At 69.3% G+C, this 25629-nt stretch carries 22 protein-coding genes; 15 read left to right on the forward strand and 7 right to left on the reverse strand.

Annotated elements, in window-relative coordinates; all coding sequences use genetic code 11:
- Window positions 1-17 precede the first annotated feature (17 nt).
- The 3 genes from drmA to drmC are packed head-to-tail and all read left to right on the forward strand — an operon-like array spanning window position 18 to window position 6575.
- The gene (gene drmA / locus ACQEVI_RS23460) at window positions 18-3758 is read left to right on the forward strand and encodes a DISARM system helicase DrmA (RefSeq protein WP_432903577.1); all 3741 of its coding nucleotides are present in this window, start codon (window positions 18-20) and stop codon (window positions 3756-3758) included.
- Window positions 3755-5812: a DrmB family protein gene (drmB, locus tag ACQEVI_RS23465; protein ID WP_432903580.1), complete on the forward strand. Its 2058-nt coding sequence runs from the start codon at window positions 3755-3757 to the stop codon at window positions 5810-5812. The genes drmA and drmB overlap by 4 nt, the downstream gene beginning before the upstream one ends.
- Window positions 5805-6575, forward strand: a complete 771-nt coding sequence (gene drmC, locus ACQEVI_RS23470) for a DISARM system phospholipase D-like protein DrmC (protein ID WP_432903582.1) — start codon at window positions 5805-5807, stop codon at window positions 6573-6575. Before drmB ends, drmC begins: the two co-directional genes overlap by 8 nt.
- On the opposite strand, the gene ACQEVI_RS23475 is transcribed toward drmC, so the two are convergent.
- The 3 genes from ACQEVI_RS23475 to ACQEVI_RS23485 form a co-directional block, all read right to left on the reverse strand.
- Window positions 6542-8827 (reverse strand): 3'-5' exonuclease, encoded by a 2286-nt coding sequence (locus tag ACQEVI_RS23475; protein ID WP_432903585.1) that lies wholly within the window; start codon window positions 8825-8827, stop codon window positions 6542-6544. The two genes, drmC and ACQEVI_RS23475, sit on opposite strands and share 34 nt — an antisense overlap.
- Window positions 8828-8910: 83 nt before the next feature.
- The gene (locus tag ACQEVI_RS23480; protein ID WP_432903588.1) at window positions 8911-9516 is read right to left on the reverse strand and encodes a DUF4276 family protein; all 606 of its coding nucleotides are present in this window, start codon (window positions 9514-9516) and stop codon (window positions 8911-8913) included.
- Window positions 9517-9527: 11 nt separating this feature from the next.
- Window positions 9528-10940 carry an AAA family ATPase gene (locus ACQEVI_RS23485; RefSeq protein WP_432903591.1) on the reverse strand — a complete coding sequence of 471 codons (1413 nt, stop codon included), beginning with the start codon at window positions 10938-10940 and terminating at the stop codon, window positions 9528-9530.
- A gap of 108 nt (window positions 10941-11048) precedes the next feature.
- Here ACQEVI_RS23485 and ACQEVI_RS23490 point away from each other — a divergent pair, with 108 nt between their 5' ends.
- The gene (locus ACQEVI_RS23490) at window positions 11049-12119 is read left to right on the forward strand and encodes a restriction endonuclease (protein ID WP_432903593.1); all 1071 of its coding nucleotides are present in this window, start codon (window positions 11049-11051) and stop codon (window positions 12117-12119) included.
- Window positions 12120-12453: 334 nt separating this feature from the next.
- On the opposite strand, the gene ACQEVI_RS23495 is transcribed toward ACQEVI_RS23490, so the two are convergent.
- Both ACQEVI_RS23495 and ACQEVI_RS23500 read right to left on the reverse strand, forming a co-directional pair.
- A complete protein-coding gene (locus tag ACQEVI_RS23495; protein ID WP_432906085.1) occupies window positions 12454-13083 on the reverse strand; it encodes a response regulator transcription factor in 630 nt (209 codons plus the stop codon).
- On the reverse strand, window positions 13083-14291 hold the full coding sequence (locus ACQEVI_RS23500) for a sensor histidine kinase (protein ID WP_432903598.1): 1209 nt from the start codon (window positions 14289-14291) through the stop codon (window positions 13083-13085). Before ACQEVI_RS23500 ends, ACQEVI_RS23495 begins: the two co-directional genes overlap by 1 nt.
- Window positions 14292-14419: 128 nt before the next feature.
- Between ACQEVI_RS23500 and ACQEVI_RS23505 the strand changes: the two genes are divergently transcribed.
- Window positions 14420-15073: a DedA family protein gene (locus ACQEVI_RS23505; RefSeq protein WP_432903601.1), complete on the forward strand. Its 654-nt coding sequence runs from the start codon at window positions 14420-14422 to the stop codon at window positions 15071-15073.
- Here ACQEVI_RS23505 and ACQEVI_RS23510 read toward each other — a convergent pair.
- Entirely contained in the window at window positions 15015-15662 is a 648-nt protein-coding gene (locus ACQEVI_RS23510) for a TetR family transcriptional regulator (protein ID WP_432903603.1), read from the reverse strand. The genes ACQEVI_RS23505 and ACQEVI_RS23510 overlap by 59 nt on opposite strands.
- 62 nt (window positions 15663-15724) lie before the next feature.
- On the opposite strand from ACQEVI_RS23510, the gene ACQEVI_RS23515 reads away from it, so the two are divergent.
- The 10 genes from ACQEVI_RS23515 to ACQEVI_RS23560 all read left to right on the forward strand — a co-directional run bounded on the left by ACQEVI_RS23515 (window position 15725) and on the right by ACQEVI_RS23560 (window position 24870).
- Window positions 15725-16354 carry a biotin transporter BioY gene (locus ACQEVI_RS23515; RefSeq protein ID WP_432903606.1) on the forward strand — a complete coding sequence of 210 codons (630 nt, stop codon included), beginning with the start codon at window positions 15725-15727 and terminating at the stop codon, window positions 16352-16354.
- Complete coding sequence (locus tag ACQEVI_RS23520) at window positions 16351-17529, forward strand: AMP-binding protein (RefSeq protein WP_432903609.1); 1179 nt, start codon at window positions 16351-16353, stop codon at window positions 17527-17529. Before ACQEVI_RS23515 ends, ACQEVI_RS23520 begins: the two co-directional genes overlap by 4 nt.
- Window positions 17519-18646 carry a thiolase family protein gene (locus ACQEVI_RS23525; RefSeq protein ID WP_432903612.1) on the forward strand — a complete coding sequence of 376 codons (1128 nt, stop codon included), beginning with the start codon at window positions 17519-17521 and terminating at the stop codon, window positions 18644-18646. The genes ACQEVI_RS23520 and ACQEVI_RS23525 overlap by 11 nt, the downstream gene beginning before the upstream one ends.
- Complete coding sequence (locus ACQEVI_RS23530; RefSeq protein WP_432903614.1) at window positions 18643-19344, forward strand: energy-coupling factor ABC transporter ATP-binding protein; 702 nt, start codon at window positions 18643-18645, stop codon at window positions 19342-19344. Before ACQEVI_RS23525 ends, ACQEVI_RS23530 begins: the two co-directional genes overlap by 4 nt.
- A gap of 4 nt (window positions 19345-19348) precedes the next feature.
- Window positions 19349-19945, forward strand: coding sequence for an energy-coupling factor transporter transmembrane component T family protein (locus ACQEVI_RS23535; RefSeq protein WP_432903617.1), 597 nt, complete (start codon window positions 19349-19351; stop codon window positions 19943-19945).
- Window positions 19942-20256, forward strand: coding sequence for a CHY zinc finger protein (locus tag ACQEVI_RS23540; RefSeq protein ID WP_432903620.1), 315 nt, complete (start codon window positions 19942-19944; stop codon window positions 20254-20256). Before ACQEVI_RS23535 ends, ACQEVI_RS23540 begins: the two co-directional genes overlap by 4 nt.
- A gap of 27 nt (window positions 20257-20283) precedes the next feature.
- Window positions 20284-21696 carry a serine hydrolase domain-containing protein gene (locus tag ACQEVI_RS23545; RefSeq protein WP_432903622.1) on the forward strand — a complete coding sequence of 471 codons (1413 nt, stop codon included), beginning with the start codon at window positions 20284-20286 and terminating at the stop codon, window positions 21694-21696.
- 143 nt (window positions 21697-21839) lie between these two features.
- Window positions 21840-22385, forward strand: a complete 546-nt coding sequence (locus ACQEVI_RS23550) for a hypothetical protein (RefSeq protein ID WP_432903625.1) — start codon at window positions 21840-21842, stop codon at window positions 22383-22385.
- A gap of 106 nt (window positions 22386-22491) precedes the next feature.
- Window positions 22492-23382: a KPN_02809 family neutral zinc metallopeptidase gene (ypfJ, locus tag ACQEVI_RS23555; protein WP_432903627.1), complete on the forward strand. Its 891-nt coding sequence runs from the start codon at window positions 22492-22494 to the stop codon at window positions 23380-23382.
- A 156-nt stretch (window positions 23383-23538) separates the two neighbouring features.
- Complete coding sequence (locus ACQEVI_RS23560; RefSeq protein ID WP_432903630.1) at window positions 23539-24870, forward strand: aminoacyl--tRNA ligase-related protein; 1332 nt, start codon at window positions 23539-23541, stop codon at window positions 24868-24870.
- 76 nt (window positions 24871-24946) lie between these two features.
- On the opposite strand, the gene ACQEVI_RS23565 is transcribed toward ACQEVI_RS23560, so the two are convergent.
- Entirely contained in the window at window positions 24947-25627 is a 681-nt protein-coding gene (locus ACQEVI_RS23565; RefSeq protein ID WP_432903632.1) for a nuclease-related domain-containing protein, read from the reverse strand.
- Between the last annotated feature and the right edge of the window lie 2 nt (window positions 25628-25629).

Raw genomic sequence — 25629 nt, forward strand, 5'->3', positions numbered from 1 at the left:
ACAGGATGTGACCATCCATGACCGAGCCAGCGCCGGCGTCGTCGGGCAAGACTCCACCAGCCTCGCGTCGGGAGTACGAGCTCTCCCATGTTCCGCGGGGGGAGTGGACGTCTTGGGACGTTCGGGAGAATTTCTCGGACATCTTGGAACGCGAGCTACTTGGCCCGGGGCATGGAGACGACGAGATGCTGGACGCCCCACCAGATGCGTTGTATCTGGTGGGGCGGATCGCACCGGCGAAGTTGCTCGGCAAGGGTGCGGTCCGCAGCGCGGACGGTGAGGACGCTGACGCAGATGTGGTCGAGGCCGAGGAAGCAGATCTTGGACGGGGCGTGCCCGTCGGCACGGTCGAGGAGGCCGCTTCCTCCGACGATGACGGGGTCGAGGACGCTCCTGTCCGCAAGGGCCTGATGATCCCTGCGTCGATGGGATTGCGGTTCCAGGTCCCGGCGGACCTAGCGTCGGTGACGGTGCGAGCCGAGTGGGGGACCTACAAGATCCAGTCCACCGACGAGGTTGAGCGGTCAGGGCGCCCGGTGCAGAAATACACCCGTACGCAGCACACACACTCCATCAAGCTGGACTTGCCGGCGCTCGTTCCCGGGACGACCAAGGACGTCACACTCGAGGAGTCGGTGCTCGTCCGCGTGGACGTCATGGATGACGTCTTCGGCGCCACCGGGCGACGGATCGTGGAGTTGGCTCTGTGTAATGACCGGGTCTCGCCGCGCCGCATCCCCACCGACATGTGGATGTACCAGACCCAGCTACACGTTGAGGCGGGCGGGCAGGCTGTGTTCCTCCCGGTGTCCGACGTACTTGAAGACCAGGATCTCGATTCCGAGGACGAGCTACGACGACTGCAGCTTCAGTACCGCAACCGGCTGCAGTTCGCCGTCGGCCGGACGTGCTCGGCGGACTGGACCGTGTCCGACGGCGCTCGTCGAGCCACGCAAGTACGCACTGCCTGGTTGCCGGTCTCCGAGACGCCACAGACCCAGGCCCGTGAAATCTCCGGTGCTCTTCTGGACATGGTCGCGTTGGCGACCGTCTCTGCCGAAGAGCTCGAAGTGGGGCTGCGACCGATCGTGGTGGGATACCGCGAGTGGCTTAGCCACCAGGAGACAAGCGCGGCGGAACTGCCAGAGCACCTGCGCGAGGTTGCCGCGGACACTGTTCAGGACGCCGACCAGGTCGCTGCCCAACTGGAACGCGGCCTTGCCTTCCTTCTTTCCGACGATGAGGCGCTGCGCTGCTTCCGGTTCATGAATCGCGTCATGGCCGACCAGCGCCTGCAGTCCCAGGTTGCTGCGCTGCGGGCCACGACGCCCGAGCTGTCGCTCGCCGAGGCGCGTGCACAGGTTGAGTCGAGGGGGTCAGACGCGCATTCGTGGCGCACGTTCCAGCTCGCGTTCGTCGTCATGCAGGTCGAAGCGCTCGCCGTGCCTGGCCTCGTCCGGCGATCCTCCGACGCCGCAAGTGCTGAACTGCTGTTCTTCCCAACCGGTGGTGGCAAGACTGAGGCGTACCTGGGGCTGGCGGCATTCACGTTCGCGATCCGCAGGCGCCAGGGGCTCGTGGACTCCGCAGACGGGACCTTGAACGGCGCTGACGGCGTTGCTGTCCTGATGCGCTACACGCTGCGCCTACTGACAGCCCAGCAGTTCCAGCGCGCGACAGCGATGGTGTGCGCAGCCGAGGTCGAACGGCAGAATGACCCAGCGACGTGGGGCACGGTGCCGTTCCGAATCGGGCTGTGGGTCGGGACATCCGTGTCGCCGAAGCGCTACAAGGAGGCTGAAGAACAGCTCAAGAAGGCGACCGAGCTGAACTCGAAGTACGGCCTGACGGTGCTTCAGCTCCAGCGCTGCCCGTGGTGCGGCACATTGATCGAGGGCACAACGCATGTGAAGGGGGACCCGACTACTGCGCGCATCTACGTGTACTGCGGCGACAAGTTCGGCGAATGCCCGTTTTCGATGCGCGACGGTGGGGAGGGCTTGCCCGTCCTGACGGTAGACGAGGAGATCTACCGACTGACGCCTTCGTTCGTGATCGCGACTGTCGATAAGTTCGCGCGGCTCGCACGCGAGGGCGAGGCTGCCGCGCTTTTCGGGTACGTCGGTCGGCAGTGCGACCGGCACGGTTACGTCCATGACGACTATGAGGGATGTTCCGTCACGACTGGAGGGACGCATCCCCGTAGCGGAGCGCAGAGCGCAGCTCGCGTGCGCAAGACGGGCAGGTTGCGACCGCCGGACCTGATCATCCAGGACGAGCTGCATCTCATCACCGGGGCGCTCGGCACGGCCGTCGGCGCCTTCGAGATGGCGATCGACGTCCTTTCATCCTGGGAGCAGCCCGACGGGACACCGGTGCGCCCGCTCGTCGTCGCGTCCACGGCCACCGTCCGTAACGCAGTCGACCAGGTTCTAGCCCTGTACGGACGTGACGTGACGATGTTTCCGGCGCAAGTCCTTGACGTCGCCGACACGTTCTTCTCCAGCGAGGTACCGGTCACCCCCGAGACGCCGGGACGGCGCTATCTCGGAGTGAGTACGACGGGGGTGCGTCTGACCGCGGCGGAGATCGTTGTGGCGTCAAACCTGCTGTCCATCGGTCAGCTCATGATGGACCGAGCCGGCAAGCCGACAGACCCCTACATGACGCTCGTCGGCTACTTCAACGCGACCCGAGAGCTGGCCGGCATGGCCCGATACGTCGCGGACGACGTTCAGACTGCGATCAGTCGGCCCCGGCGCGGGAAGTACTTTCCATTTCGCTACGGGACAGTGGGCGCCTTGAACGTCGCCGAACTTACATCCCGCATCGCCTCGACCGAGATCAGTACCAACCTGGACCAGATGTCGGTTGGCTTCGACTCCAGCTTCGACAGCACCGCAAGCCGGATGGCGTGGCGCGCGCTGACCGACGCCGAGAAAAAGAAGGTGCCGTCGAGAGACGTGCTGCCGTTCGATGTCGTGCTCGCGACCTCGATGCTGCAGGTCGGCGTAGACGTCGCGCGGCTCGGGCTGATGTTGATGGTCGGCCAGCCGAAGAATACCGCCGAGTACATCCAGGCATCCTCGCGCGTCGGTCGTGAAGCGAAGTGGCCCGGCCTCGTCGTAACTCTCGGCAACTGGGCACGGCCCCGCGATCTGGCGCACTTCGAGCAGTTCCGGTACTACCACGAGACTTTCTACGCCCAGGTGGAGCCTTTGTCGGTCACGCCCTATTCCCTGACCTCATTGGAACGGTCCTTGGACGGCGTGCTAGTGTCCGCCGCCCGAGTGCTGGACGCGCCGCGCGGCATGGACGGACTGTCGCCCGAGAGGAACGCTGGGTGGGTCGAGGACGCGACCCCCCGGATCGAGGCGCTTGCCGAGCGGCTCGTCGCCCGTGCAAAGGTTGCCGGGGGCGAGCCAGCTGCCCACGAGGTGTCCGAGCTGCTGAAGAACCGGATCGGGAAGTGGAAGGAACGACGCAAGATGGTCGCCGTCGATCAGCATCGGCTCGTCTACGAGAAGGTGCTCGACGAGTCAAAGCAAAGTGCGCTGCTCCGGTCCGCAGAGAACCGGACCGCGGGTGAGGGCCCCAGCTCTGTGCCGTTCGTCGTCGCGAACTCGATGCGCGAGGTGCAGCCGGAGATCAACCTCCTGGTGACGCCGATGAAGGAGAAGCTGATGTCACGCGAGGTTTACGACGCACCTCCGTGGGGTGGCCGGGCGCCATCGGCGACGGACGGGGACGACCGATGACTGAGATGACTGACCAGCAGGCAGCGGCCGGGACGTCTTCGGTAGCCGCAGACGATGGGCTCGACCCCCTTGGCGATCTCGATGCGACCGATGCGCAGAAGGCGACGAAGAATCGGGCCAAGGTCGGCTCAGCCAGGCCGTCGTCCCTGCTGTACACCTATGGGCCTGGCGCAATCATGGATCTGCCGCATTTCACCGTGATGCCAGCCGGGCTCGACGACTGGGAGAAGGTCTGGGCGCGTAGACCGTCGGTGCCGACGATCCATGCGCCTCGGCTCCTCGATGCTGTCCGCAGATTTCCCGGGCAGTGGAACGTCAGCGACTTGCGACCGTTCCCGTGGGCGCCCAAGCGGACGCAGGTGTCCAAGGAGGGCGATGACCTCGGAGTCCCCGCTCGCGTCTTCCCACAGTGGCTTCGTTGCCCGGGCTGTGACCTCCTGGGCCCGCTGACCCGATTCGAATACGTCAATACCAATCCGTTCCGACCCGACCGCGCCCGCTTCGAGCATGTCGGTTGCCCAAAGGCGCCGAAGGGTCGGAAGTCCGGGATCCAGGCTGTTCCGGCGCGCTACCTCTTGGCCTGCCCTAACGGGCACCTCGACGAGTTTCCCTATGACTGGTGGGTCCACGAAGGTGGCCCATGTCCGACACCAGGCGTCGTCAGTGCCACGCTGAAGATGACTGAGAGGGCCGGCGGCAAGGGTGCGTCCGCGACCGTCCATTGCGCGCAATGCGGGGTCTCACGTCCGATGAATCAGGCGCAGGGCGAGGTCGGTCGCGAGAAGCTGCCTGCCTGTCGCGCAAGACACCCGCATCTCGGGATGTTTGACGCCCGAGGCTGCACCGCTGATACCCGATTGATGCTACTCGGTGCGTCGAACCTGTGGTTCGCAGCCACACAGTCGATCGTCGTCATGCCCGAGGCCGAGCGGGCAGTGCTCTCAACGCTCGGGTTTCAGCTTCTTGAGGCGGTCGGCTCCAAGCGCGTCGAGAAGTACGGTGACAGGCTCGATCGACTGCGCGAGTACCTGGAGGACGAAGACTCCCCGCTGGCAGCATGGTCCGACGAGCAGCTCGCCGAGTCGGTCGGTCAGGCTCGTGAACCCGAGCCCACGGTCGAAGAGCAGTTCGAGGCACTCGCCCAGTGGGACCCGGTCGATCTGCTGGTCCCCGAGTGGAACCACCTCCAGAAGGAGCCGATCGGTCCCCGCCACGAAGGTGACGACAAGAGCGGCCTTGCGTTGACCAAGGTGGCGGTGCACCACGAGGCGAGTGGACGCGGCGTGTCGCGGGTACTGGCTGTGGACCGGCTGCGGAAGGTCAACGCCGTCGTCGGCTTCACACGCATCGACGAGATGGAACGTGCTACTGACATGCCCGCACGGATCGTGCCGTTGACCCGGTCAGGCCGACCGACATGGGCAGTGGCGACTGAAGACCGCGGGGAGGGTATATACCTGCAGTTCGACGAGGGTCGGATCGCGGCTTGGGAAGCGCACGTCGGCGATTCCGTTCTCTGGATGAGCCACCGGGCGTCTCATGGTCGGAACTTCGACAACCGATACTCTGACACAGCGACAGGGGACGCGGAGAGCCGGTTCAAGCCGCCGCGCTATTGGCTGCTGCACACCTTGTCGCACGTACTCCTACGCGAGATGGCGATGTACTCCGGCTACTCGGCGGCCTCGTTGTCTGAGCGAATCTACGCGTGGGAGGGTGCTGATGACCGTCCACCCGCCGCTGGGCTGATGATCATCACGACAGCCTCCGACTCGGACGGAACCCTTGGCGGCTTGGTGCAGCTCTCCCGTCCGAGCGAACTTCAGCGTGTCATGCATCGGGCGCTTGCGCGGGCGCGACGGTGTTCGTCCGACCCGGTGTGCGGGCAACGTATCCCGAAGGAGCCTGAGGACTTCCTGCACGGCGCCGCCTGTCATACCTGCGCAATGGCGTCGGAGACGTCATGCGAACGAGCGAACCGCTTCCTCGACCGGCGCTTTCTCGTCGACCTGCCGGGATTCCCGGGGTACGGCTTCTTCGACCGCAATGGCTGAGGTTGGCTCAGCAGGAACGGAAGGCGGCGCCGGAGACAACGCGCTGGTCCGGCTCGGGGCCTTGCTGACCGGGACTGAGGCGCGGCTTGTCGCGCACGCCCTGCACGAGGGCGGTTCGGTACCATCTGCGTTCGCTGCGGTCGGTCAGGGCCGGCGGACGGCGGCGCTCGGCCTCGTGTCCGAGGCCGGGTTGCGATCACGACGCGACGTCCTCGTCGCAGTGCTGAAGGCGATCGAGGGCGCTCGCTCGCACGCCACCCGCGTGGACACGTTGTGGACAATGCCCGGCCACCTGGCCGGGAGCGGCGGATTGACGTCGTCGCTCGTCGAGCTCGTGGACAGAGCCCGGTCGTCGATCGTGTGCTCGACGTTCAATTTCCAACGAAGCTCAGGAATGTGGGAGGCCTTACGGCGGGCTGCGACGCAGCCAGGGGTGAGCGTGCGGGTCTATCTCGATGCGGCAGCCGCTGCCAGCGAGGGCTCGCCCTCGCCGGTGGCGGTGGCGAAACGGCTCGCCCCAGCCGTTGTGCTTGCTACGGGGACCTTCGATAGAAAACCGGTACGCAACCACGCGAAGTTCGTGTCGATCGACCACCGGTGGGTTGTGATCACCAGTGCGAACTTCTCCCGGAGCGCGGAGTACGGGAACGTCGAGCTCGGGGTCGTCATCGACGACCCGAATGTGGCCGACCGGATCGAACGGGAGATGCGCGATGCTGAGGACTTCATCTACGAGCGCGTCCCGCCCTCAGCCGACGCTTGACCGGCGTCAGGCAATAGCGGACTCTTCTGACCGTCCCACACGATCGCCAGTTTGTCCCGCGCGCGAGTAGCGGCGACGTACAGTACCGACCGTTCCTGTTGCAACCGCTCCTCAAGTTCTTCCTCCGGCACCCCGTCAGTGCCTGCCGGCACGACGTCAGCCGAGACGCCGAACAGCAGCACTCGGCGGAACTCCATGCCTTTGGCACGGTGCATGGTCATCACTGGGACGTTGCCCTTGCCCAGCGTTGTTCGATTTCCGACGTACTTTGCCGGTATCCCGCGCTCATGAAGGTCGTCGGCCAGGATCTCCCCTTCCTGCCGATTCCGGACGAGCACCGCGAGGTCCGATGGGTCCTCCACTGCCGTGTGCCAGTCCGTCAGGATGCGGGCGGTCGCGGCGTAGGCCTCATCGGTCTGTGCGAAACCATGCTCCTCTGGGGGCGGGCCGATCCGTGACGAGCGGTAGCCGAGAGACGACGTGGCGTCGTCCTCCATGTCTACCAAGGCTTCTCCGCCGAGAACACCTACCGCGTATCTGAGAGTTTGCGCCGTCGTCCGATAGTTCAAGGTGAGCCTGCGCGAGCGGCCGGTCAGTCGGATGCCCAGACGGATGGGCATGACGCGAGGGCTGTAGATCCGCTGCTGGGAGTCCTCGGCGAGGAAGAAGTCGTTGTCGCCCGCTGCAACCAGCGCACGTAAGAACAGTAGATGGGCTGGCGTGAGGTCCTGTGTCTCATCGACCAGCACATGATCGGCGAACCGTGGATGCCCTGCGGCGGACATCGCATCCAATGCTGTCGCAACGAGGAGCGAGCATTCGTCAAAGCTGATCTTTCCGCCATGAGCCACACGGCTGCGATAGTCCTCGATCACGTCCCACACCGCAGACCGGCGCGATCGATTCAACGCCACTCCACGGCCGGGTCGGCTGGCTTGCAGGTACTCGGCACGGGTGGTGATCCGGCCAGCCAGCACGACCTGGCCGTACTCGCTGGCCAGGAAGGACGGTGTACGGAGCGACTCGGGTAGTTCCCAGCCAGCGGCACTGATCGCGGCCCGCCACGCGTGGTTCGTGGCCGGTGTCAGTTCGAACGCCTGGCGTGGCCCACCAATGACATGGACGGCGCTGTCGATCGGTATTCCTCTTCGCGATGCCTTGTTGAGCAGGTTGACGCTGATGGCATCCACATTGCTCACGTACACCCCCGGTTCCCCGGGCTCTTTCGCGATCCGCACCCCGGGATCCAGGATCGTCAGTTGCTTGAGGAGTTCCTCGGCCAGCGTCCGGTTGAATGTCGTCAGGACAATCCGCGCCTCCGGATTCGCCTTGGCGAGCCATCGCGCGCGGTGTAGGAGCACCACTGTCTTGCCGGTGCCGGCGCCACCCGAGAGCCGAAAGGATCCCTTCATCGATGACTCGGCGTACCGGCGCTGCTCAGGGTGGAGGAACACGCGCCAACGCCCGAAATCGGGATCCTCGATGGCGGCCCGCAGCACCTTGTCGTCCACGGCATACGCGAACTCCATCCGCGTGGCGGGGTGGCCGAGCGCAATGAGAACGTTGTCGTCCGATGTCGGGTCGCCGGTGGACGGACGCAGGTCGTAGCGGGCACGCACATCGGTGATCGGGGTGCCCATGGCGAGATCAAGCAGCACCTCGGCCTGCCACGTGGCACGAGCGGCGTCGGTGAGGACGGAGAACGCGTTCTCGTCGGTCTCGTTGATCGCTTGATCAGCCAGGTCTTCCGCGATACCAAGCTCGACGAGGTCGGCAAGGGAGACACCGTGTCTCGCGAGCAGCGGCGGCTGAGGATGGTCCTCGGGAGCGTGATCCAGCTCGAGCCGGGGCGAGCCAGCGCCATCCGTCCAATGTGGGGGCATTCCGTGATCTGCCCAGTAAGGAGGGCGGACCGGTACGGGAGCCGACGCCTCGACCAGCTCCAGGACACTGCTCGCAGGGTTGACCCGCAAGGTCGCCTTCTTCGCGAACGCTATCGCGTCGTCGTGTGGGTAGGTGCCGAGGTAGACGTAGTGGGCCTCAGTGCCGCCCTGCGGCGTCAGCTTCACCAAGACAGCGCGCCAGAACTTGTCGACGCGCCCCGTGCGGACCCGCGGGTCGGCGGTCCCTGTGATGGGCTCAATGTGCAGCCCCGGAACCGTGTCGTCGGTGCGAAGCTTCTCCAGGAAGGTGAATGCCTTGGCACTCACGCTCTTGTCGAGTGCAGGACGCTGCGGTGGACCGAGAGTCACGTGAGGCACATTCGGCAGGTTACGTCGCTCCGGTCGAGAAATCTCTTGTTACGCGCCGCCGTTTGCGATGTTGAGCAGGGGATTCACCGGAACATGGATCGAACGGCCTGCTCGGTTTCGTGCACGAGAAGCTGGAACGAGGCGAGTTGAGAGACCGGGCCGTCCGGGTCCAGGCGTTCGAGCAGTGCTCGTCGATGGTCGTTGAAGCGGCTGTTCGTCTGCTTCAGGCGCCGACCGGTCGCCTCACTGGCCCGAGCGCATGCCTGCTGGAGGATCCCCTTCGGATCCCTGGTGTGCTCGATCCGCCTGAGACCGGGCAGGTTGAGGCTGGCTCGCCCTCTGCTGTGCCCGACGACGTCGCGGATAGCCTGCTCGTCAGTCAGCAGCCACGCCTCGGTCATCTGCACCGGGACGACGGGCACGCCTCGGAGGTCATGCTCGGCGAACGCCGCACGGACCTCCTCAACGCGAGGGAATGGGTCTGTGGAATCCGCGTCACGGTGGAGGAATACGAGGTCATACGGCACTGCTGCTTCGACGAGCTCGGCCATCTTCTCTCGCGAGGAGCCGTGCAGTCGCTGGGGGAGGGCTTGTACCTCGTCGGCACCGGCACGCCTGATCAGCTCGCTGATGATTCCGGCCAGTGGATCGTCGCTCGTGCCCTCGCCCGCGAAGACGAACGAGACCAAGCGAAGCCCCATCAGGCGTTGGTCCCGTCGTCCGGGACCAGGTCGACGACGAGTTGGTCGCTCTCCTGCGTGACCAGATAGGCCTCGACGTCGGCCCGAGTCAGGGCGAGACGTGACGATGTGCTGCGCCAGCTGCCGCGCATCGGATAGAGGCGAAAAGTCGTAGCTGCACGATCGGACCTGGTGATCGAAGTGCTGAACGCCAGCACCAGATCGTCCGCGTTCTGCATGCTCACGAAGCGGGGCGAGTGGGTGTTGACGATGACCTGACGCACCGGGTTCGACGGGTCCAGCGGTTCGTCGGGATCAACGGCGAGGCTGCGGACGAGATCGACCATCGCACGCATCCGCGCCGGGTGGATCCCGTTCTCGGGTTCCTCCATGCAGATGACGCCGTCGAAGTCAGGGTCCTCGACCATGATGCAGAGCGCAAGGAACCGCAGGGTCCCGTCCGACAGGTTACGTGCAGGGACCATCCGGCCAGGGCCGATTCCGGCGTAGAGGGTGAGGAGCTCGCGCTTGTCATCGGAGTCGACGTCTATCTCACGGACGTCGGTCAGCCCGAGGGCTGCGGCCTTGACGCGCTCGTAGGCGGCGCCGCCGTCGAGTGCTGCCATCCGGCTCAGTGCCGAGGCCATGTGCGCACCGTTCTCGGAGATCGTCGTCGGCGCCGTGATCTCGTCCGGTTGCCGCATTGCCGAGGGTTCCAGGGCCAGCAGGCTCCAGTGCCGCATTTCGTTACGGGCGGCCAGGATCGTGGGCGCGTCGATGGTCGTCGTGGTGCTTACCGCGGTGCGGGGTGCGAGGCGCGCGGGGGACTTTTGGGGCCGTCCGTCGTGCTCCTCCGTGTGGACGAGCACGGCGATCTCTCCGTCATCTTCGGTAAGCGTCGAGATCAATGTCGAGGGTTCGCCCTGGGAGGTGATGACGGCGTCGCGGAACGAGTCGCGGTCGTGGAGCCAGGGGATCCGATCGACCGCACCGTCGGCGTTGAGGCTGCTCAGTTTCTCGTGTACGAGTCGAATCCCACCGGTGCGCCCATGGGACTCGACCGCAGTGGGCACGTCCTCGAGCTCAAGCTCGTAGCGCAGGTATGTTGCCGTCGTCGCGCCCAGACGCCCAAAGTCATCGGTGACTTCGCGCCGAACAATCATCTCGGCGGCGAGCCGCATGGTCCTGGGTTCGCCAGGTCTGGCGCCATCCCAAAAGAGTAGGGAGAGGTCAGGCGGGCCGCCGTCGATGGCGCGCACCCGTGACGCGGCCTCGATGAACGTGGTGTCGGCCAGCAGAGACAGGAAGCGGATCGCGTCGAAAATGTTCGACTTGCCGACAGCATTGGGCCCGGCGATGCAGGTGTACGGACCGAAGTCCGCTTCGAATCCGAGCAGGTTCTTGAACCCGTCGATCTCCAGTCGGGTCAGCACCTCTCGACCCTACCTGCGACATCGCCTCGGGGTGGGGACCCGCGCGGGTCAGCGTAGTGGGACGATGTCGTGCAATGGCTCCATCGTGAAAGTGACTGTGAGGTTCCGATGTCGCAACAGGCTTGGCTGATCCGCGCGGGACGCGCCGGAGAACGAGAGCAGTGGGCCCTGTCGACCGGGGTCAGCGGCGGCGGGTTTCATGAGGTCGCTGATCTATCAGCTGCCGCGTCGCGTGAGGCGGTGCTGCAGGCCGTCCGGACGGCGTTTCCTGGTGCAAAAGACGGGAAGGTCCACAACTTTGCTGCGCAGCTGTGGGCGCTGCGATCGCGCATCAAGACCGGTGATCTTGTGATCATGCCGCTGAAGAACAGTCCGTTCCTCGCGATGGGGCAGATCGTCGGAGAGTACGAGTACCTCGATGTCGAGGACGCGGCATTGCGTCACGTGCGAGCGGTGGAGTGGACTGTTACCGATGTTCCGCGCGCGGCCGTCAAGCAGGACCTGCTCTACTCGTTGGGCGCGTTCCTGACGATCTGCGAGCTCAAGCGCAACGACGCTGCTTACCGCCTGGGCCAGGTCGCGAGGACCGGTACGGATCCTGGTGCGCGAGTTCGGACGACGCCTGGGGCGAAGACCGTGCCCGGCTCGGCAGTTGACGCCGACGATGTCGAAGTAGCGGACACTGGGGGCTCCCACATCGATATCGAGCAATACGCCTTCGACCGCTTGACCAGCCACGTGATCGAGACGTTTGCCGGCTATCGCATGCAGGAACTCGTTGCGGCCGTTCTGGAGGCCGACGGGTTCACGTGCAAAGTGCCGCCGGAAGGCCCTGACCAGGGTGTGGACGTTTTGGCGGGTAGCGGGCCGCTGGGTCTCGACGTTCCACGATTGGTGGTTCAGGTCAAGAGCGAAGCTGGACCCGTCGGCGCGCCAGTGGTCCAGCAGATGCTCGGAGCTATGAGTCATCATCAGGCACAGCAGGGATTATTGGTGGCCTGGGGCGGGCTGACCAAGCCCGCAGAGCAACAGTTGGCGACGCAGTACTTCCGTGTCCGAGTTTGGAACTCCAAGGACCTGCTTGAAGCGGTGTTCCGTACTTATCCGCGCCTACCCGAGGAGATTCGCAACGACCTCCCGCTGAAGCAGGTATGGGCCCTCGTGGAAGAACCGGGATAGGTGCACTGCTGGCATGCTGCTTTGCGGCGACGGGCTACCGCGCGCGGTCGAAAGGTGAGCGGTTCACCACATGGCGGGTGATCTTGAGTGCGGCGGGTGATCGGTGCTCGATGCGCGGTCATAGCCTTGAAGCCTGCCCGTACGCGAGGAGGTCGCTGATGGCTGGTCTATGGGGTAGGAAGTCTCGCGCGAAGAGCTTGAAGCGCGGCACATGGGGAAGCACGACAAAGGGCCGCAGCAAGAGCCTGTTCAAGAGGCTGTGGGGGAGCAGCAACAGCAAGCGCCGCAAGGGCGGCGGCCTGTGGTGAACGCATAAAGCGAAGGGCCCGGGGCGTCACGACTCCAGATACCGCAAGATCGCCTGCACCCTTCGGTTGTACCCGTCCTCAGCCAGCAACCCGAGCTTGTCGAAGATCGCGTTCGAGTGCTTCTCCACCGCCGACGTTGACACGTACAGCGCCGCGGCAATCCCAGCATTCGTCCGCCCCTCGGCCATCAACCCCAGGACCTCTCGCTCCCGCTCGGTCAGCATCCCGAGCGGATGCGACGTGTCCCGAAAAAGCTGCCGCACCACGTCCGGATCCAGCACCAGCCCGCCGGCCTGCACTCGGTCCAGCGCGTCGAGAAAGTCGTCGACGCCCATCACCCGGTCCTTGAGCAGGTACCCGACGGCGCGCGCGTCGTCCCCGAGCAGCACCTGCGTGAACTCCCGCTCGACGTACTGTGACAGCACGAGGATCCCCACCTCCGGCCAGCGCGCCCGGATCTCCACGGCCGCGCGCACGCCCTCGTCAGTGTGGGTGGGCGGCATGCGCACGTCCAGCACGACGACGTCGGGCCGCTCGGCCTCCAGCCGCTTCATCAACCCCTCAGCGGAGCCGTACGCCGCGACGACATCGTGCCCCTCGTCCGTCAGGAGGCTGCGGATGCCCTCGCGGAGCAGGGCTGAGTCCTCGGCCAGCATCACTCGCACGGGAGGGTCACCTCGATCTTGGTGGGGCCGCCGGGCGGGCTGTCGACGGTGAGGGTGCCGCCGGCCGTGGCTACTCGGCCGGCTAGGCCGGCCAAGCCGCGGCCGGGGTGGGGGAGGGCGCCGCCTGTGCCGTTGTCGGTGATGGTGACACGGACGTTGTCGGTATCGGGGTCTCGACGAGCTCGACCAACGGACGCGGCAGCTCGACCGACGGAGACGCGCACCTCAGCCTCGGTGGCACCCGAGTGTTTGGCCACGTTCGTCAGAGCCTCCGACACCACGTAGTAGATCGTCGTCTCCACATCCGGCGGCAGACGCTCAGGCGAGTTCCACTCCAGCACCGTCGGCGGCTCAGCACGCGACACCAGCTCCGCCAGCACCGGCGCCAACCCATGCGTGTCCAGCGTCGTCGGCCGCACCCGCCACGCGACATCCCGCAGGTCCGTCACCAGCAGCTCAGCCTCCCGCGCAGCCTGCTCCAGCAACAACGAAGCAGAAGACGAAGCACCAGCAGCCCGCCGCGCCCGATTCACCAGCAGCCCCAGCGCCACAGCCCGCTGCTGCACCCCGTCGTGCAGATCCCGCTCGATCCGCCCCCGCTCCGCGTCCAGCGCCGCGAGCAGATCAGCCCGGCTCACCGTCAGCGACTCGACCTGCGCCGCCAGCCGCTCGCTCCGGCTCGGCGCCAGCCACCGCGCGGCCGCAGACCGGTCCAGCAGCGCCACGCCGATGAGCCCCATCAGGTCCAGGTACAGCAGGATCGCGCCTACCGGGATCATCCCGAGCAGGCCGGCCGTCGTCAGCCCGCCATCAGCAAACGCCTCGTCGACGGTGAGCCGCACGTCGAACAGCCACGACGCCAAGACTGCGGCCACCGCGAACATCCCGTACGCCAGCAGCCCGAGCACCAGCGTGCCCACCACTCCGACAACGCCCCGCGCCGCGAGATACCGGGCGGCCCGGGGAGAGGTGAGCGCCACCCCGTCGTCGGCCCAGCCGAGAAAACGCACGGTACGACGGCGGTGCCAGGCGACCAGCGACCGAACCGGCCCGAACGGCGTCGGGCGCCGCAGCAGCGAGAACCGCAGCAGCGAGACCACCGAAAAGACCAGGTCCACAGGCCACGTCACCGCGCCGAGGGCGGCGCCCCACAGCATGCGGGCAGGGGTGCTGCGCCAGACGGCGGGGGCGGGGTCCACCTCGCCAGGATAGGGACGCTGCGTCCCGCGCGAACTGCGGAAAACCACACCCCACCTGCGGCATACCCGCACGAGCCGACGGCGAACCGCAGTCCACCGACCCCCGCGTAGTCAAATAGCGTGGGCTCATGACGACACAAAGCTTCGCCACGACCGTCGCCGACTGGGCCGTCGGGCTCATGGAGACCCTCGGCGCACCGGGCGCTGGCGTAGCAATCGCCCTCGAGAACCTGTTCCCGCCCCTGCCGAGCGAGGTGATCCTGCCGCTGGCAGGCTTCACCGCGGCGCAGGGCACCCTCGTCCTGTGGCACGTGCTCATCTGGACGACGGCGGGCTCCGTGGTCGGCGCGATCCTCCTGTACGGGCTGGGCGCCTGGCTGGGCCGCGACCGCCTGCGCAGCATCGTGGACCGCATGCCCCTGGTGAAGCTGGAGGATGTCGACAAGGCCGAGAGCTGGTTCAACCGGCACGGCGACTGGGCCGTGCTCATCGGCCGGCTCATCCCCATCGTGCGCAGCCTGATCTCCATCCCCGCGGGCGTGGAGCGCATGTCGATCTGGCGGTTCCTCGCCTTCACGACGCTCGGCTCCGGCGTGTGGAACACCCTGCTCGTCGGCGCGGGCTACCTGCTGGGGGACCAGTGGCACATCGTCGAGGAGAGCGTCGGCGTGTTCCAGAAGGTAGTCATCGTCGTCGTGGTGGCGCTGGTCGCGTGGTGGCTGGTCAAGACGCTGCGCGGTCGCCAGGAGCAGGACTCGCCCCGGCACGTGCGGAAGCGCTGAGCGTCTCCAGCCCCTCGGCGATCATCCGCAGCGCCTCCTCGAAGTCCCCGCTCTGCGCGGGCTGCGCGCTCGCGGTCTGCGGGTCCAGCGACTCGGCCGCAGGCAGCAGCCCGAACGAGTCCGCGCTCAGCCGCTGCTGCTCGTGGAACGTGTACCCGACGACGAAGTGCATCACGGCCTCCGCCGCGACCCGCGACAGCGAGTCCGGTACGCCGTCGCGGCGGGTGACCGCCAGGAGTTGCGGTCGGACCGGCGAGTCGACGAGCCCCAGCGCCAGCGAGCTGGAGACCAGCTCGGCGGCGTCGCGGTAGGCGAGCAGGCACTCGCGCAGCCGCGCGCCCAGCCCACGGACGGCCTCGGACACCGTCATGTCCTCGACCCGCACGTCCGTCATCGGCCCGAGGATCCGCGCGCTGACGGAGGCCAGCAGCGCCTGCTTGTTCGGGAAGTGCCAGTACAGCGCACTCGCCCGCACCTCGAGCGCCGTGGCGATGTTCCGCATCGTCAGGTCGGGCAGCCCGTACTCGTCCAGGAGGCGGAGGGCCATGTCCGACACGTCGTCCCGGCTGTGTCTTGGTGATCCGCTCATCGCCACAGTATGGTGCAGAACGCCGTTCAGGTGAACACCGTTCAGGATGAAGCGAGGACCAAGTGCGAGACGACCACGGAACACCGCGCAGAGCGTTCGAGGCGAGCGACCTCGCCCGCGTCGCAGTCTTCGCCGCCCTCATCGCGGCCCTCGGCCTGCCGGGCAGCTTCAGCGTCTTCGGCGGCGTGCCGATCACCGCGCAGACCTTCGGGGTGATGCTCGCGGGCGCGATCCTCGGGCCGCGGCTCGGGGCGCTCGCGGTCGTCGCGCTGCTCACCCTCACCGCGGCCGGACTCCCGCTGCTGGCCGGCGGGCGCGGCGGCATCAGCGTCTTCGTCGGACCGTCCGCGGGCTACCTGATCGGCTGGATCGCGGGGGCGTTCGTCGTCGGCCTGATCGTGCACTCGTCCGCCCGCAAGCCGACGGTCTGGCGGACGGCGCTCGCGATGGTCGTCGGCGGCATCCTCGTGATCTACGCCTTCGGCCTGCCCGTCCAGAGCCTGGTGACCCGGCTGTCGCTTCCGCAGACGGCGGTGGCGAGCCTGGTGTTCGTCCCCGGTGACCTGGCGAAGGCCGTGCTGGCGACGGTCACCGTCTCCACGCTCCTGCGGGCGTATCCGCGCGCGTTCCGGCGGAACTGGCGGTCGGTCGAGAGCCGGGACGCCGACGACCGGACACCGCCCGCCCCATGACCCCGCGCATAGTCCTGCTCGACGGCGCCACGGACGGGTTGGTCGACCGGCTCCGTGCGGTGCGTGCGGCCGGCGACATCCCGCTCGTCGACGACGTCCGCCGGCCCGACGCGGAGCGGGCGGCCGTGCGCGCCCTGCTGCGCGACGCCCGGCCGCCGGCCGGCGCGGCCTGGGCGACGCTCACCTCCGGGAGCAGCGGTACGCCCCGCATCGTGCTGCGCACCGCCGCGTCCTGGGCCGAGTCGTTCCCCGCCGTCTCGGCGCTCCTCTACGACGACGCCGTGCCGGACGCCGAACGCGTGGTCGCCCTGCCCGCGCCGCCGTCGTCCTCGCTCACGCTGTTCTCCCTGGCGCACGCGCTGGGCAGCGGCCCGCGGCCCGTGTTCCCGCGGCAGGACGCGGCGGACGGCGGCGACTTCGCCGAGGCCACCTCGTTCCACGGCACGCCCCAGGCGCTGCGCGCACTGCTCGACGGCGGAGGGCTCCCGCGCGTGCGGACCGCGCTCGTCGGCGGCTCCCACCTGGACGAGAACCTGCGCGCGGACGCCGAGTCCCGGGGCGTCCGGGTGATCGCCTACTACGGTGCGGCGGAGCTTTCGTTCGTCGCGGTCGACGACGGTTCCGGCCTCCGAGCCTTCCCCGGCGTGGACATCGACGTGCGCGACGGCGAGCTGTGGGTGCGGTCCCCGTACGTGGCCCTCGGGTACCTCGGGGCCGGCGGGCCGTTGCGGATCGACGGGGACTGGGCGACCGTCGGTGATCTCGCCGAGCTCGATACCGGGCTCGATCCTGGGACCGGGCCCGAGAACGAGACCCGGACGCTCAGGCTCCGCGGACGCGCCGACGGCGCCATCCTCACCGCCTCGGCGACCGTGATCCCCGAGGAGGTCGAGGCCGAGCTCCGCCGGCTTCCCGCCGTCGCGGACGCCGTCGTCTTCGGGCTTCCCGCCGGAAACGTCGGGGCGCTCGTCGCCGCCATGGTCGAACCGGCCCCCGGTTCCCCCGCGATCACCGCGGGCGCGCTGCGCGGCAGCACGTCGTCGCGGCTGGGTCCGGCCCACCGGCCGCGGATCTGGTTCACCGGTGAGCTGCCGCGCAACGCGTCGGGCAAGCCCGCTCGTGCCGAGATCGTCCGCCGGGCGCTCGCCGGGGAGGTGGCCCGCGTTGCCGGATGAAGCCGTAGTGATCGCGGCCCGCCGGACGCCGGTCGGTACCCGCGGGCGGGCGCTGGCGTCCCTGAACGTCGAGCAGCTCGCCGCACCCGTCCTGTGCGCCGCGCTCGGCGACGCGGAGGCAGCGGTCGGACGGCGGCTCTCCGTCGCCGACGTCGTGCTCGGCAACTGCATGGGCCCCGGCGGCAACCCGGCCCGGGTCTCCGCGCTGGCGGCGGGACTTGGTGTGGAGGTCCCCGGCGCGACCGTGGACCGGCAGTGCGGCAGCGGCATGGCCGCCGTGCTCGACGCCGCGACGGCGATCCGTGCCGGCGATGACCGGCCGCGGCTCGCGGGCGGCGTCGAGAGCCCGTCGACGGCCCCGGTCCGGTCGCTCGACGGCGTGCCCTACGACCGCGCCCCGTTCGCCCCGCAGGGCTGGCCGGACCCGGACATGGTGCGCGCCGCCGAGGACCTGGCTGCGGCAGACGGCATCAGCCGGGAACGGCAGGACGCGCACGCCGCACGTAGCCACCAGCGGGCGCGGGCCGCCCGCGACGCCGGGCGCTTCGCGGCGGAGCTCGTCCCGGTCGCGGGACTGACCGCCGACGACTCCATCGGCGTCGCCGAGCCGCTGCTGCGCCGGCTGCCTGCCCTGTTCGAGGGCGGCACCCTCACCGCGGGGACGGCCACGCGGATCAGCGACGGGGCCGCGGCGGTCGCCGTCGTGCCCCGCCGGCTCGCGGGCCGCGCTCCGGGCCTCGTGCTGCGGGGGCAGGCGGTGGTCGGCTGCGACCCCGCGCTGCCCGGGGTCGGGGCCGCGCCGGCCGTGCGCGCCGCGCTCGACTCCGTCGGGGCCGACCTCGGCGACGTCGCGGCGTTCGAGATCGTCGAGGCGTTCGCGGCCCAGTCCCTGGCCGTGCTCGGCCGCCTCGGCCTGGAGGACGACGACCCGCGCGTGTGCTCCGACGGCGGAGCACTGGCACTGGGCCATCCGTGGGGCGCGAGCGGCGCGATCAGCGTGGTGCGGCTCTTCGGGCGGCTCGTCCGCGCGGACGCCCCCGCCGGGACCCTCGGCGTCGCGGCGGCGTCGGTGGGCGGCGGGCTGGGCGTCGCGGCGGTCTTCGAGGTGATCCGATGAGCGGTATCAACCTCCAGGGCGCGGGCGTGCGCCTGGGCGACACGGAGGTGCTGCGCGACGTCACGCTCTCGCTGGACGCGCGGACGATCGCCGTCATCGGCGAGAACGGCTCCGGCAAGTCGACGCTCGGGCGCCTGCTCAGCGGCCTGGTCCCCGTCACCGCCGGCACGGTGCGCGTCCTCGGCCTGGACCCGGTGCGCCAGGCCGCCGAGCTGCGCCGTCGCGTCGCGGTGATCTTCAGCAACCCGGACGCGCAGATCATCATGCCCACCGTGGCCGAGGACGTCGCGTTCTCGCTGCGCACCGAGAAGCAGCCGCGCGCGGAGAGGGCCGAACGGGTCGCCGCCGCGCTCGAGGAGTTCGGCCTGGCCGAGCTCGCCGACCGGTCGTCGCACGACCTGTCCGGCGGCCAGAAGCAGCTGCTCGCTTTGTGCGGCGCGTTCGTGCGACGCCCGGACCTGGTGGTCGCCGACGAGCCCACCGCCTACCTGGACGCGCGCAACGCCCGCCGGGTCGCCGACCACCTCCTCGCGGACGCGGCCCACGCGGGTACCGCGCACCGTCTGGTGCTGGTCACGCACGACCTGGGGCTCGCCGAGCGCTGCGACACGGCGGTGCTGATCCAGGACGGGACGGTGGCCGAGGTCGGGGCACCCGCGCAGGTGATCGCCACGTACGAGGCGGGCATCCGATGGTGACCAGATGGTGACCCTGTACCGCCCCGGCAACGGCCCCTGGCACCGGCTCTGGGCGGGACCGAAGACCGCACTGCTCCTGCTGATAGTGCTCGGCATCTGCCTGCTACCGGTGACGTGGTGGGCCGCCGCGGTCATGGTCGGCGTCTGCCTCGCGTGCTACGCGGTACCGGGCGCGGGGCTGCGCGAGCTCGGCCGCCAGCTCGTCGCGATCCGCTGGGTGATCGGCCTGACCCTCGTCGGCCAGCTCGTCTTCCTCGGACCCGAGAGCGCGGCGGCGAACACCACGCGGGTCGCCGTCGCCTGCGCGCTCGCCGCACTGCTCGCACTGACGACCCCGGCGACCGAGCTGCTGGAGACCATCGAGCGGGCGATGCGGCCGCTGGCGCGGCTGCGGATCGACCCGCGCCGCGCGGCGCTGACGCTGTCCGTGACGCTGAGCACGCTGCCGGTGCTCGCCGGCCTCGCCCGGGACGTGCGCGAGGCGCAGCGCGCCCGCGGCGGCGGGCGGAGCCTCCGGCACTTCGCCATGCCGTTCCTCGTCGTGGCGCTCAAGCACGCGGACGAGCTCGGCGACGCCCTCGCCGCACGGGGCGTGCGATGAGGCCGGAGGTGCTCGGCCCCACGGTCGACGAGCAGACCCGGTGCGTCCACTACCGGACGCCGCTCGACATCATCGCCATCCGGTTCGCGTGCTGCGGCCGGTACTACCCGTGCCACCTGTGCCACGACCAGACCGCCGACCACCCGTCGCGGCCCTGGCCTTCGGGTGCGGACGACGAGCGGGCGGTGCTCTGCGGGGCGTGCTGGACGGAGCTGACCGTCACCCAGTACGTGGGCGCCGGGAGCTGCCCGGCCTGCGCGGCCCCGTTCAACCCCGGCTGCGCCCGTCATCATTCAATCTACTTCGGCTAGCGGCGCCGACCTGAGAGAGTCGTCCCCGTGACCGACGACCGCACCGCGCAGACCCTCCGTTCCATCGCCCCCTACCTGGCCGACTGGGCCTCGTTCCAGGCCGCCTACCACGGCATGCCCGGCCTGCAGCTGGCCGTCGGCCGCCGCGGCGAGGTCTTCGTCGACCTGGCCTGGGGCACGGCGAACCTGGAGACGGGGGAGGCCCTCACCAACGACCACCTGTTCCGCGTCGCCTCCCACTCCAAGACATTCACGACCGTCCTGGTGATGCAGCTCGTCGAACGCGGCGAGCTGCGCCTGGACGACGCCGTCGGCGCGCTCGTCCCGGAGCTCAGCGACGCCACAGCAGCAGCGATCACCGTTCGCGAGCTGCTCGGCCACCAGGCGGGCATCATCCGCGACTCGTCGGACGGCGACTTCTGGCAGCACGAGCGCCCCTTCCTCGACCGCGAGCAGGTGCTGGAGTGCGTCCGCACCGAGGGCGTCGTCTTCGAGCCGAACGAGCACTTCAAGTACACGAACATCGGCTACAGCCTGCTCGGCATCATCATCGAGCGCGTCACCGGCAAGACGTACGACGAGGTGGCGCGCGCCGCCGTCGTCGAACCGCTCGGACTGACCCGCACCGGGACCGAGCTCGACCCCGCCCGCGCGGACGAGTACGCGGCAGGCCACACCGGCCGCATCTCGCACGACGACGCCCGCCGCGTCATCCCGCACGTCGACACCCGCGCCATGGCCGCGGCCACCGGCTGGTACTCCACCGCGCTCGAGATGGTCCGCTATGGCGCCACGCACGTGCTCGGCGACACCACGCTGCTCACCGACACGAGCAAGCGCGTGGTCCAGCGCGAGGAGTCGACCGTCGCGGTCCGGGGCAAGGAGCTGGGCCGGTACGGCGTCGGCATCGAGCTCGGCAAGGTCGGCGACCGGGAGCTCGTGGGGCACTCCGGCGGCTACCCCGGCCACATCACGCGCACCTGGATCGACCCCGTCGACGGCCTCGTGGTCTCCGCCCTGACCAACGCCGTCGACGGCATCGCCACCCAGATCGCCAACGGCGTCATCCAGATCGTCAACCTGGCGCTCGCGGCGGCGGACGAGGTCGCGGCGGGCGCGACCGGCGGGAGCCCGGTGGCGCCCGTCCCGGCGGACGCGCCTGTCGGGCGCTTCGCCAACCTGTGGGGCGTGTACGACGTCGTGGACCTCGGCGGGATCCTGCACACCATCAACCCGCGCCTCCCGCAGCCGGCCGAGTTCGCGCAGCGGCTCGTCGTGTCGGACGGGCGCCTCGCGCAGGAGTCCGTCGCCGGGTTCGGCACGGTGGGCGAGCCGGTCCAGGTCGAGCGGGACGACGCCGGCGCCGTCGTCGCCGCCCGTTTCGGCGCGATGACGGCGTGGCCGGTCGAGGAGTACCGGACGCGGGTGCTGGGCCGGTAGAAGAGTGCGGGGACCGGGCGAAAATACGGTCCCTACCCGCTTTTCGGCCTGCGCCGAACTGCCTGGGGCGCATCGCGGCGCGACCCTACGCTCGCCATGGCCTGAGAGCCAGGCCACTGGAGAGCACGGGAGGGCTGAGAAGGATGAGCAGATCCAGCACTGGTCTGAGCGAGGGCGTGGGTACGGGCGGCAGCGGGAGCAGCGGCCGGACGAAGCAGGCGCGGCGGCTGGTCGCCGTCGTCGTCGCGCTGCTGTCGGTCTTCGGGGTGAGCGCGGCGGCGCCCGCAGGTGCGGCGCAGCTCGACGGCGGCAGCTGGTCGGTGTCCGACGGCGCGTCGTCGTACGCGCCGGCCAAGGGCGACCCGTCGATCTGGCCTAAGCCGAACATCGTCCAGACCAACCTGAGCGCGGCGGCCTCGCAGCAGCGGGTCGAGGACTGCCCGCTGTACCACCTGTGCGTGCGCAACCAAGAGGCCGACGGACTCTGGTCCGTGTTCGCGCTCTACTACTGCCTGGAGGCCGGGCAGTACTACGAGCTGACGAACTTCACGGGCACCGTCTACGCCCAGAACAGCCAGAACGCGACGGCCCGCTTCCTGCGGGCCGACAACTCGGTGGTCGACACGATCGGTCCGAACACCGGCAAGAACATCTACTGGAACCCGGTCTGGAAGATCGACCCCTGCTGACGGCCTGACCCCGCACCGTCGGTCGACCTTGTCGAGACCCCGTGAGTCCCTCGGGAGGTCTCGACAAGCTCGACCGCCGGTCGGCAGGTCGCGGTAGCGTTGGCAGGTGACTTTCAACGAGGGCGGTCAGTTCGAGGGCGGTCGGGTCCGCAAGGGCGGCGGACGCCGGGGCGCCGTCGCCGCGGGCGGTGGCGGCGGCATCGCCATAGTCATCGCGCTCGTGTACATGCTGGTGACCGGCAACAGCCCTGCCGACATCCTCGGCGGCACCACGTCGGGCGGCGGGGACACCGGCGAGGCGGGCTACATCGGGGAGTGCACGGCCGAGCAGGCCAACACCGACCCGGAGTGCCGCCTGAACGCCGCGGTCCAGTCCCTCGACGCGTACTGGGCGACGACCCTCCCGGAGCAGGGCGGGGTCGAGTACCAGATGCCCGAGGTCGTGAGCTTCACCGACGCCGTCGACACGGGCTGCGGCTCGGCGACGTCGGCCACCGGGCCGTTCTACTGCCCCGCCGACACCACCGTGTACGAGGACCTCGCGTTCTACGACCAGCTCTCCAGCCAGTTCGGCGCCGAGGGCGGGCCGCTGGCCGAGATGTACGTGACGGCGCACGAGTTCGGGCACCACATCGAGAACCAGCTCGGGCTGTTCGAGCGGGCCGACCGGTCGGGCACCGGTCCGGAGTCCGACTCGGTACGCATCGAGCTGATGGCCGACTGCCTGGCCGGCATGTGGGCGGGCACCGCCGCCACGACCGAGGACCCGGACACGGGCGTCCCGTTCCTCGAACCGATCGAGCAGGTGGAGCTGGAGCAGGCGCTCTCCGCGGCGGCCGCCGTCGGCGACGACAACATCCAGCGGCGCTCGGGCGGTGACGTGAACCCCGAGGCCTTCTCGCACGGCTCCAGCGAGCAGCGCGTCAAGTGGTTCACCACCGGCTACGAAGGCGGCACCATCCAGGACTGCAACGCGCTGGACGCGTCGGCCCTCTGACCGTACGGTTGGCACATGCACCTCAGCGCACGCACGACGACGCCGGACCCCTCCGGCGCGCGCTGACCCTGCACTCAGCAACCCAAGCCCCGGAGCTCGCTCCGGGGCTTTTGGTTTGCCCGGCACCGGGGCGGTTCCTCCATCGAAGGAGCAACCATGAACGACGTCGCCATCACCGACCAGCGCGATCAGCCCGAGCCGGGCGCCGACCGGCACGAACCGGTCCTCGACCACCGCGAGCTCGGCCGCGACATGCGGATCTTCGAGTCGAGCCCGCTCGTCGGTCCGGGCCTGCCGCTGTGGCTGCCCGCCGGCGCGGCCGTGCGGTACGAGCTGGAGCAGTACGCCCGCGAGGTGGCGCTGCGCACCGGCTGCGAACCCGTGTACTCGCCGGTGCTCGGCAAGCGGTCGCTGTTCGAGCGGTCGGGTCACTGGGCCAAGTTCGCCGACGACATGTTCCCGCCGCTGGTCATGGGCGACTCCGACGTCGACCCGCTCGTGCTGCGCCCGGCCAACTGCCCGCACCACGCGCAGATCTACGCGTCCGAGCCGCGTTCGTACCGCGACCTGCCCGTGCGGTACTCGGAGCTCGCGCCGATGTTCCGGGCGGAACGGTCCGGCGTGCTGTCCGGGCTGAGCCGCGTGCGGCAGATCAGCCTCGACGACGCGCACGTGTTCTGCCGTCCCGACCAGGTGGCGGACGAGGTGCACGTCGCGCTGGCCGCCGTCCTGGAGGTGCTCGACACCCTGGGTATCCAGGTGTCGTACCTGCGGCTGTCCGGCCGGGACGACTCCGGCAGGTGGCTCGGCGCGTCCGAGCAGTGGGCGGCCGCGGAGGAGGCGCTCCGGGCGGTGCTGACCCGGCTCGCGGGCGGGCCGGACTGGCGCGCCGAGGCGGGGGAGGCAGCGTTCTACGGGCCCAAGATCGACGTCCAGGTGCTCGACGCCCGCGGACACGAGGAGACCCTCGCGACCGTGCAGCTCGACTTCAACCAGCCGGAGCGGTTCGACCTGACCTATGTCGCGGCGTCCGGCGAGCGGGAGCGGGTGGTGATGATCCACCGCGGGACCGTCGGCGCGATGGAGCGGATGGTCGCGTTCCTCCTGGAGCGGCACGCCGGACGGCTGCCGTTCTGGCTCGCGCCGGTGCAGGTCTGCCTGCTGCCGGTGGGTGGTTCCGACGGCGGGGCGGACGGCGGGGCGGACGGCGGCGGCGCGGCGGACCAGGTCGGCGAGCTGGCCGCCGACCTGCGCGCCCGGGGGCTGCGCGTGCGGGTGGAGCGGGACGGTTCGCTCGGCAACCGCATCCGGCTCGCCCGGAGGCGCCGGGACGCGCTGCTGGGCGTGCTCGGGCCGCGCGAGATCCAGGCGGGGGTGCTCGCGGTGACCGACCCGGCGTCGGGCATGAAGTCTTCCGTACTGCTCTCCGAGCTGGGGGACAGGCTTGCGGAGGCGGCACGGAAGCGGGTGGTGCGGGTCGGGTTGTGAGGGGGGACTCGACAGGTTCGACCAGCGGTGTCGGGCTTGGCAGCAGGGGGTCTTGGCAAGCTCGACCAGTGGTGGGTCAGGGGGCCCAGGTGCGGTGGTCTCGGGCCGCCAGGTGGACGATCTCCAGCTCGCGGTCGGTGAGCATCTGCCGCCGGCTCTCGAGCCACGGCACCAGCTCGTCCACCGTGAGCACCTCGACGCCGTCGCGCGGACCCTCCACGCGGGGCTGGTCCGTCCGGACGAAGACGATGAGCGCCTGCACGGTGATCGGCACGCGCGTCGCGCGGCCCAGGATCTCCTGGGTGCGGCGCGCGGCGTCCCGGGCGAGGTCGGCGGTCACGTCCTGGGTGGGGCGGTACACGGTCTGGATGGCGTAGACGCCGGACGGCCCGATCACGAGCTGGTCGAGCTCGAGCTCGGCGGGGCGCTGCCCCGAGCGTGTGGTAGGCGCTGACCGGATCGAGTGGAGGACGCGCCAGACGGGGCGCTTGGCCACGAGCTCCCAGAGCTCCTGGGCGACGGCCCGCACACCGGCGATCCGGCGGCTCAGCGCGCGGTACCGCTCGTCGGGCTGTCCGGTGAGCCTGCCGCGCACCACCGCCGTGGCGTGCTGCCGGGTGTAGGCGCGACGTTCGTCGAGGAGGTGCTTGGCCGGTCGGTTGTTCGTCAGGTCATCTCCGCGGGCCAGGCGGCCGGTGCGGAGATTGGGTAGTGCGTCGGCGACGGTGACGGGAACGCTCGGGGAGTCTGTGCCCATGG

The sequence above is a fragment of the Promicromonospora sp. CA-289599 genome, from assembly GCF_050936155.1.
GTDB lineage: Bacteria > Actinomycetota > Actinomycetes > Actinomycetales > Cellulomonadaceae > Promicromonospora.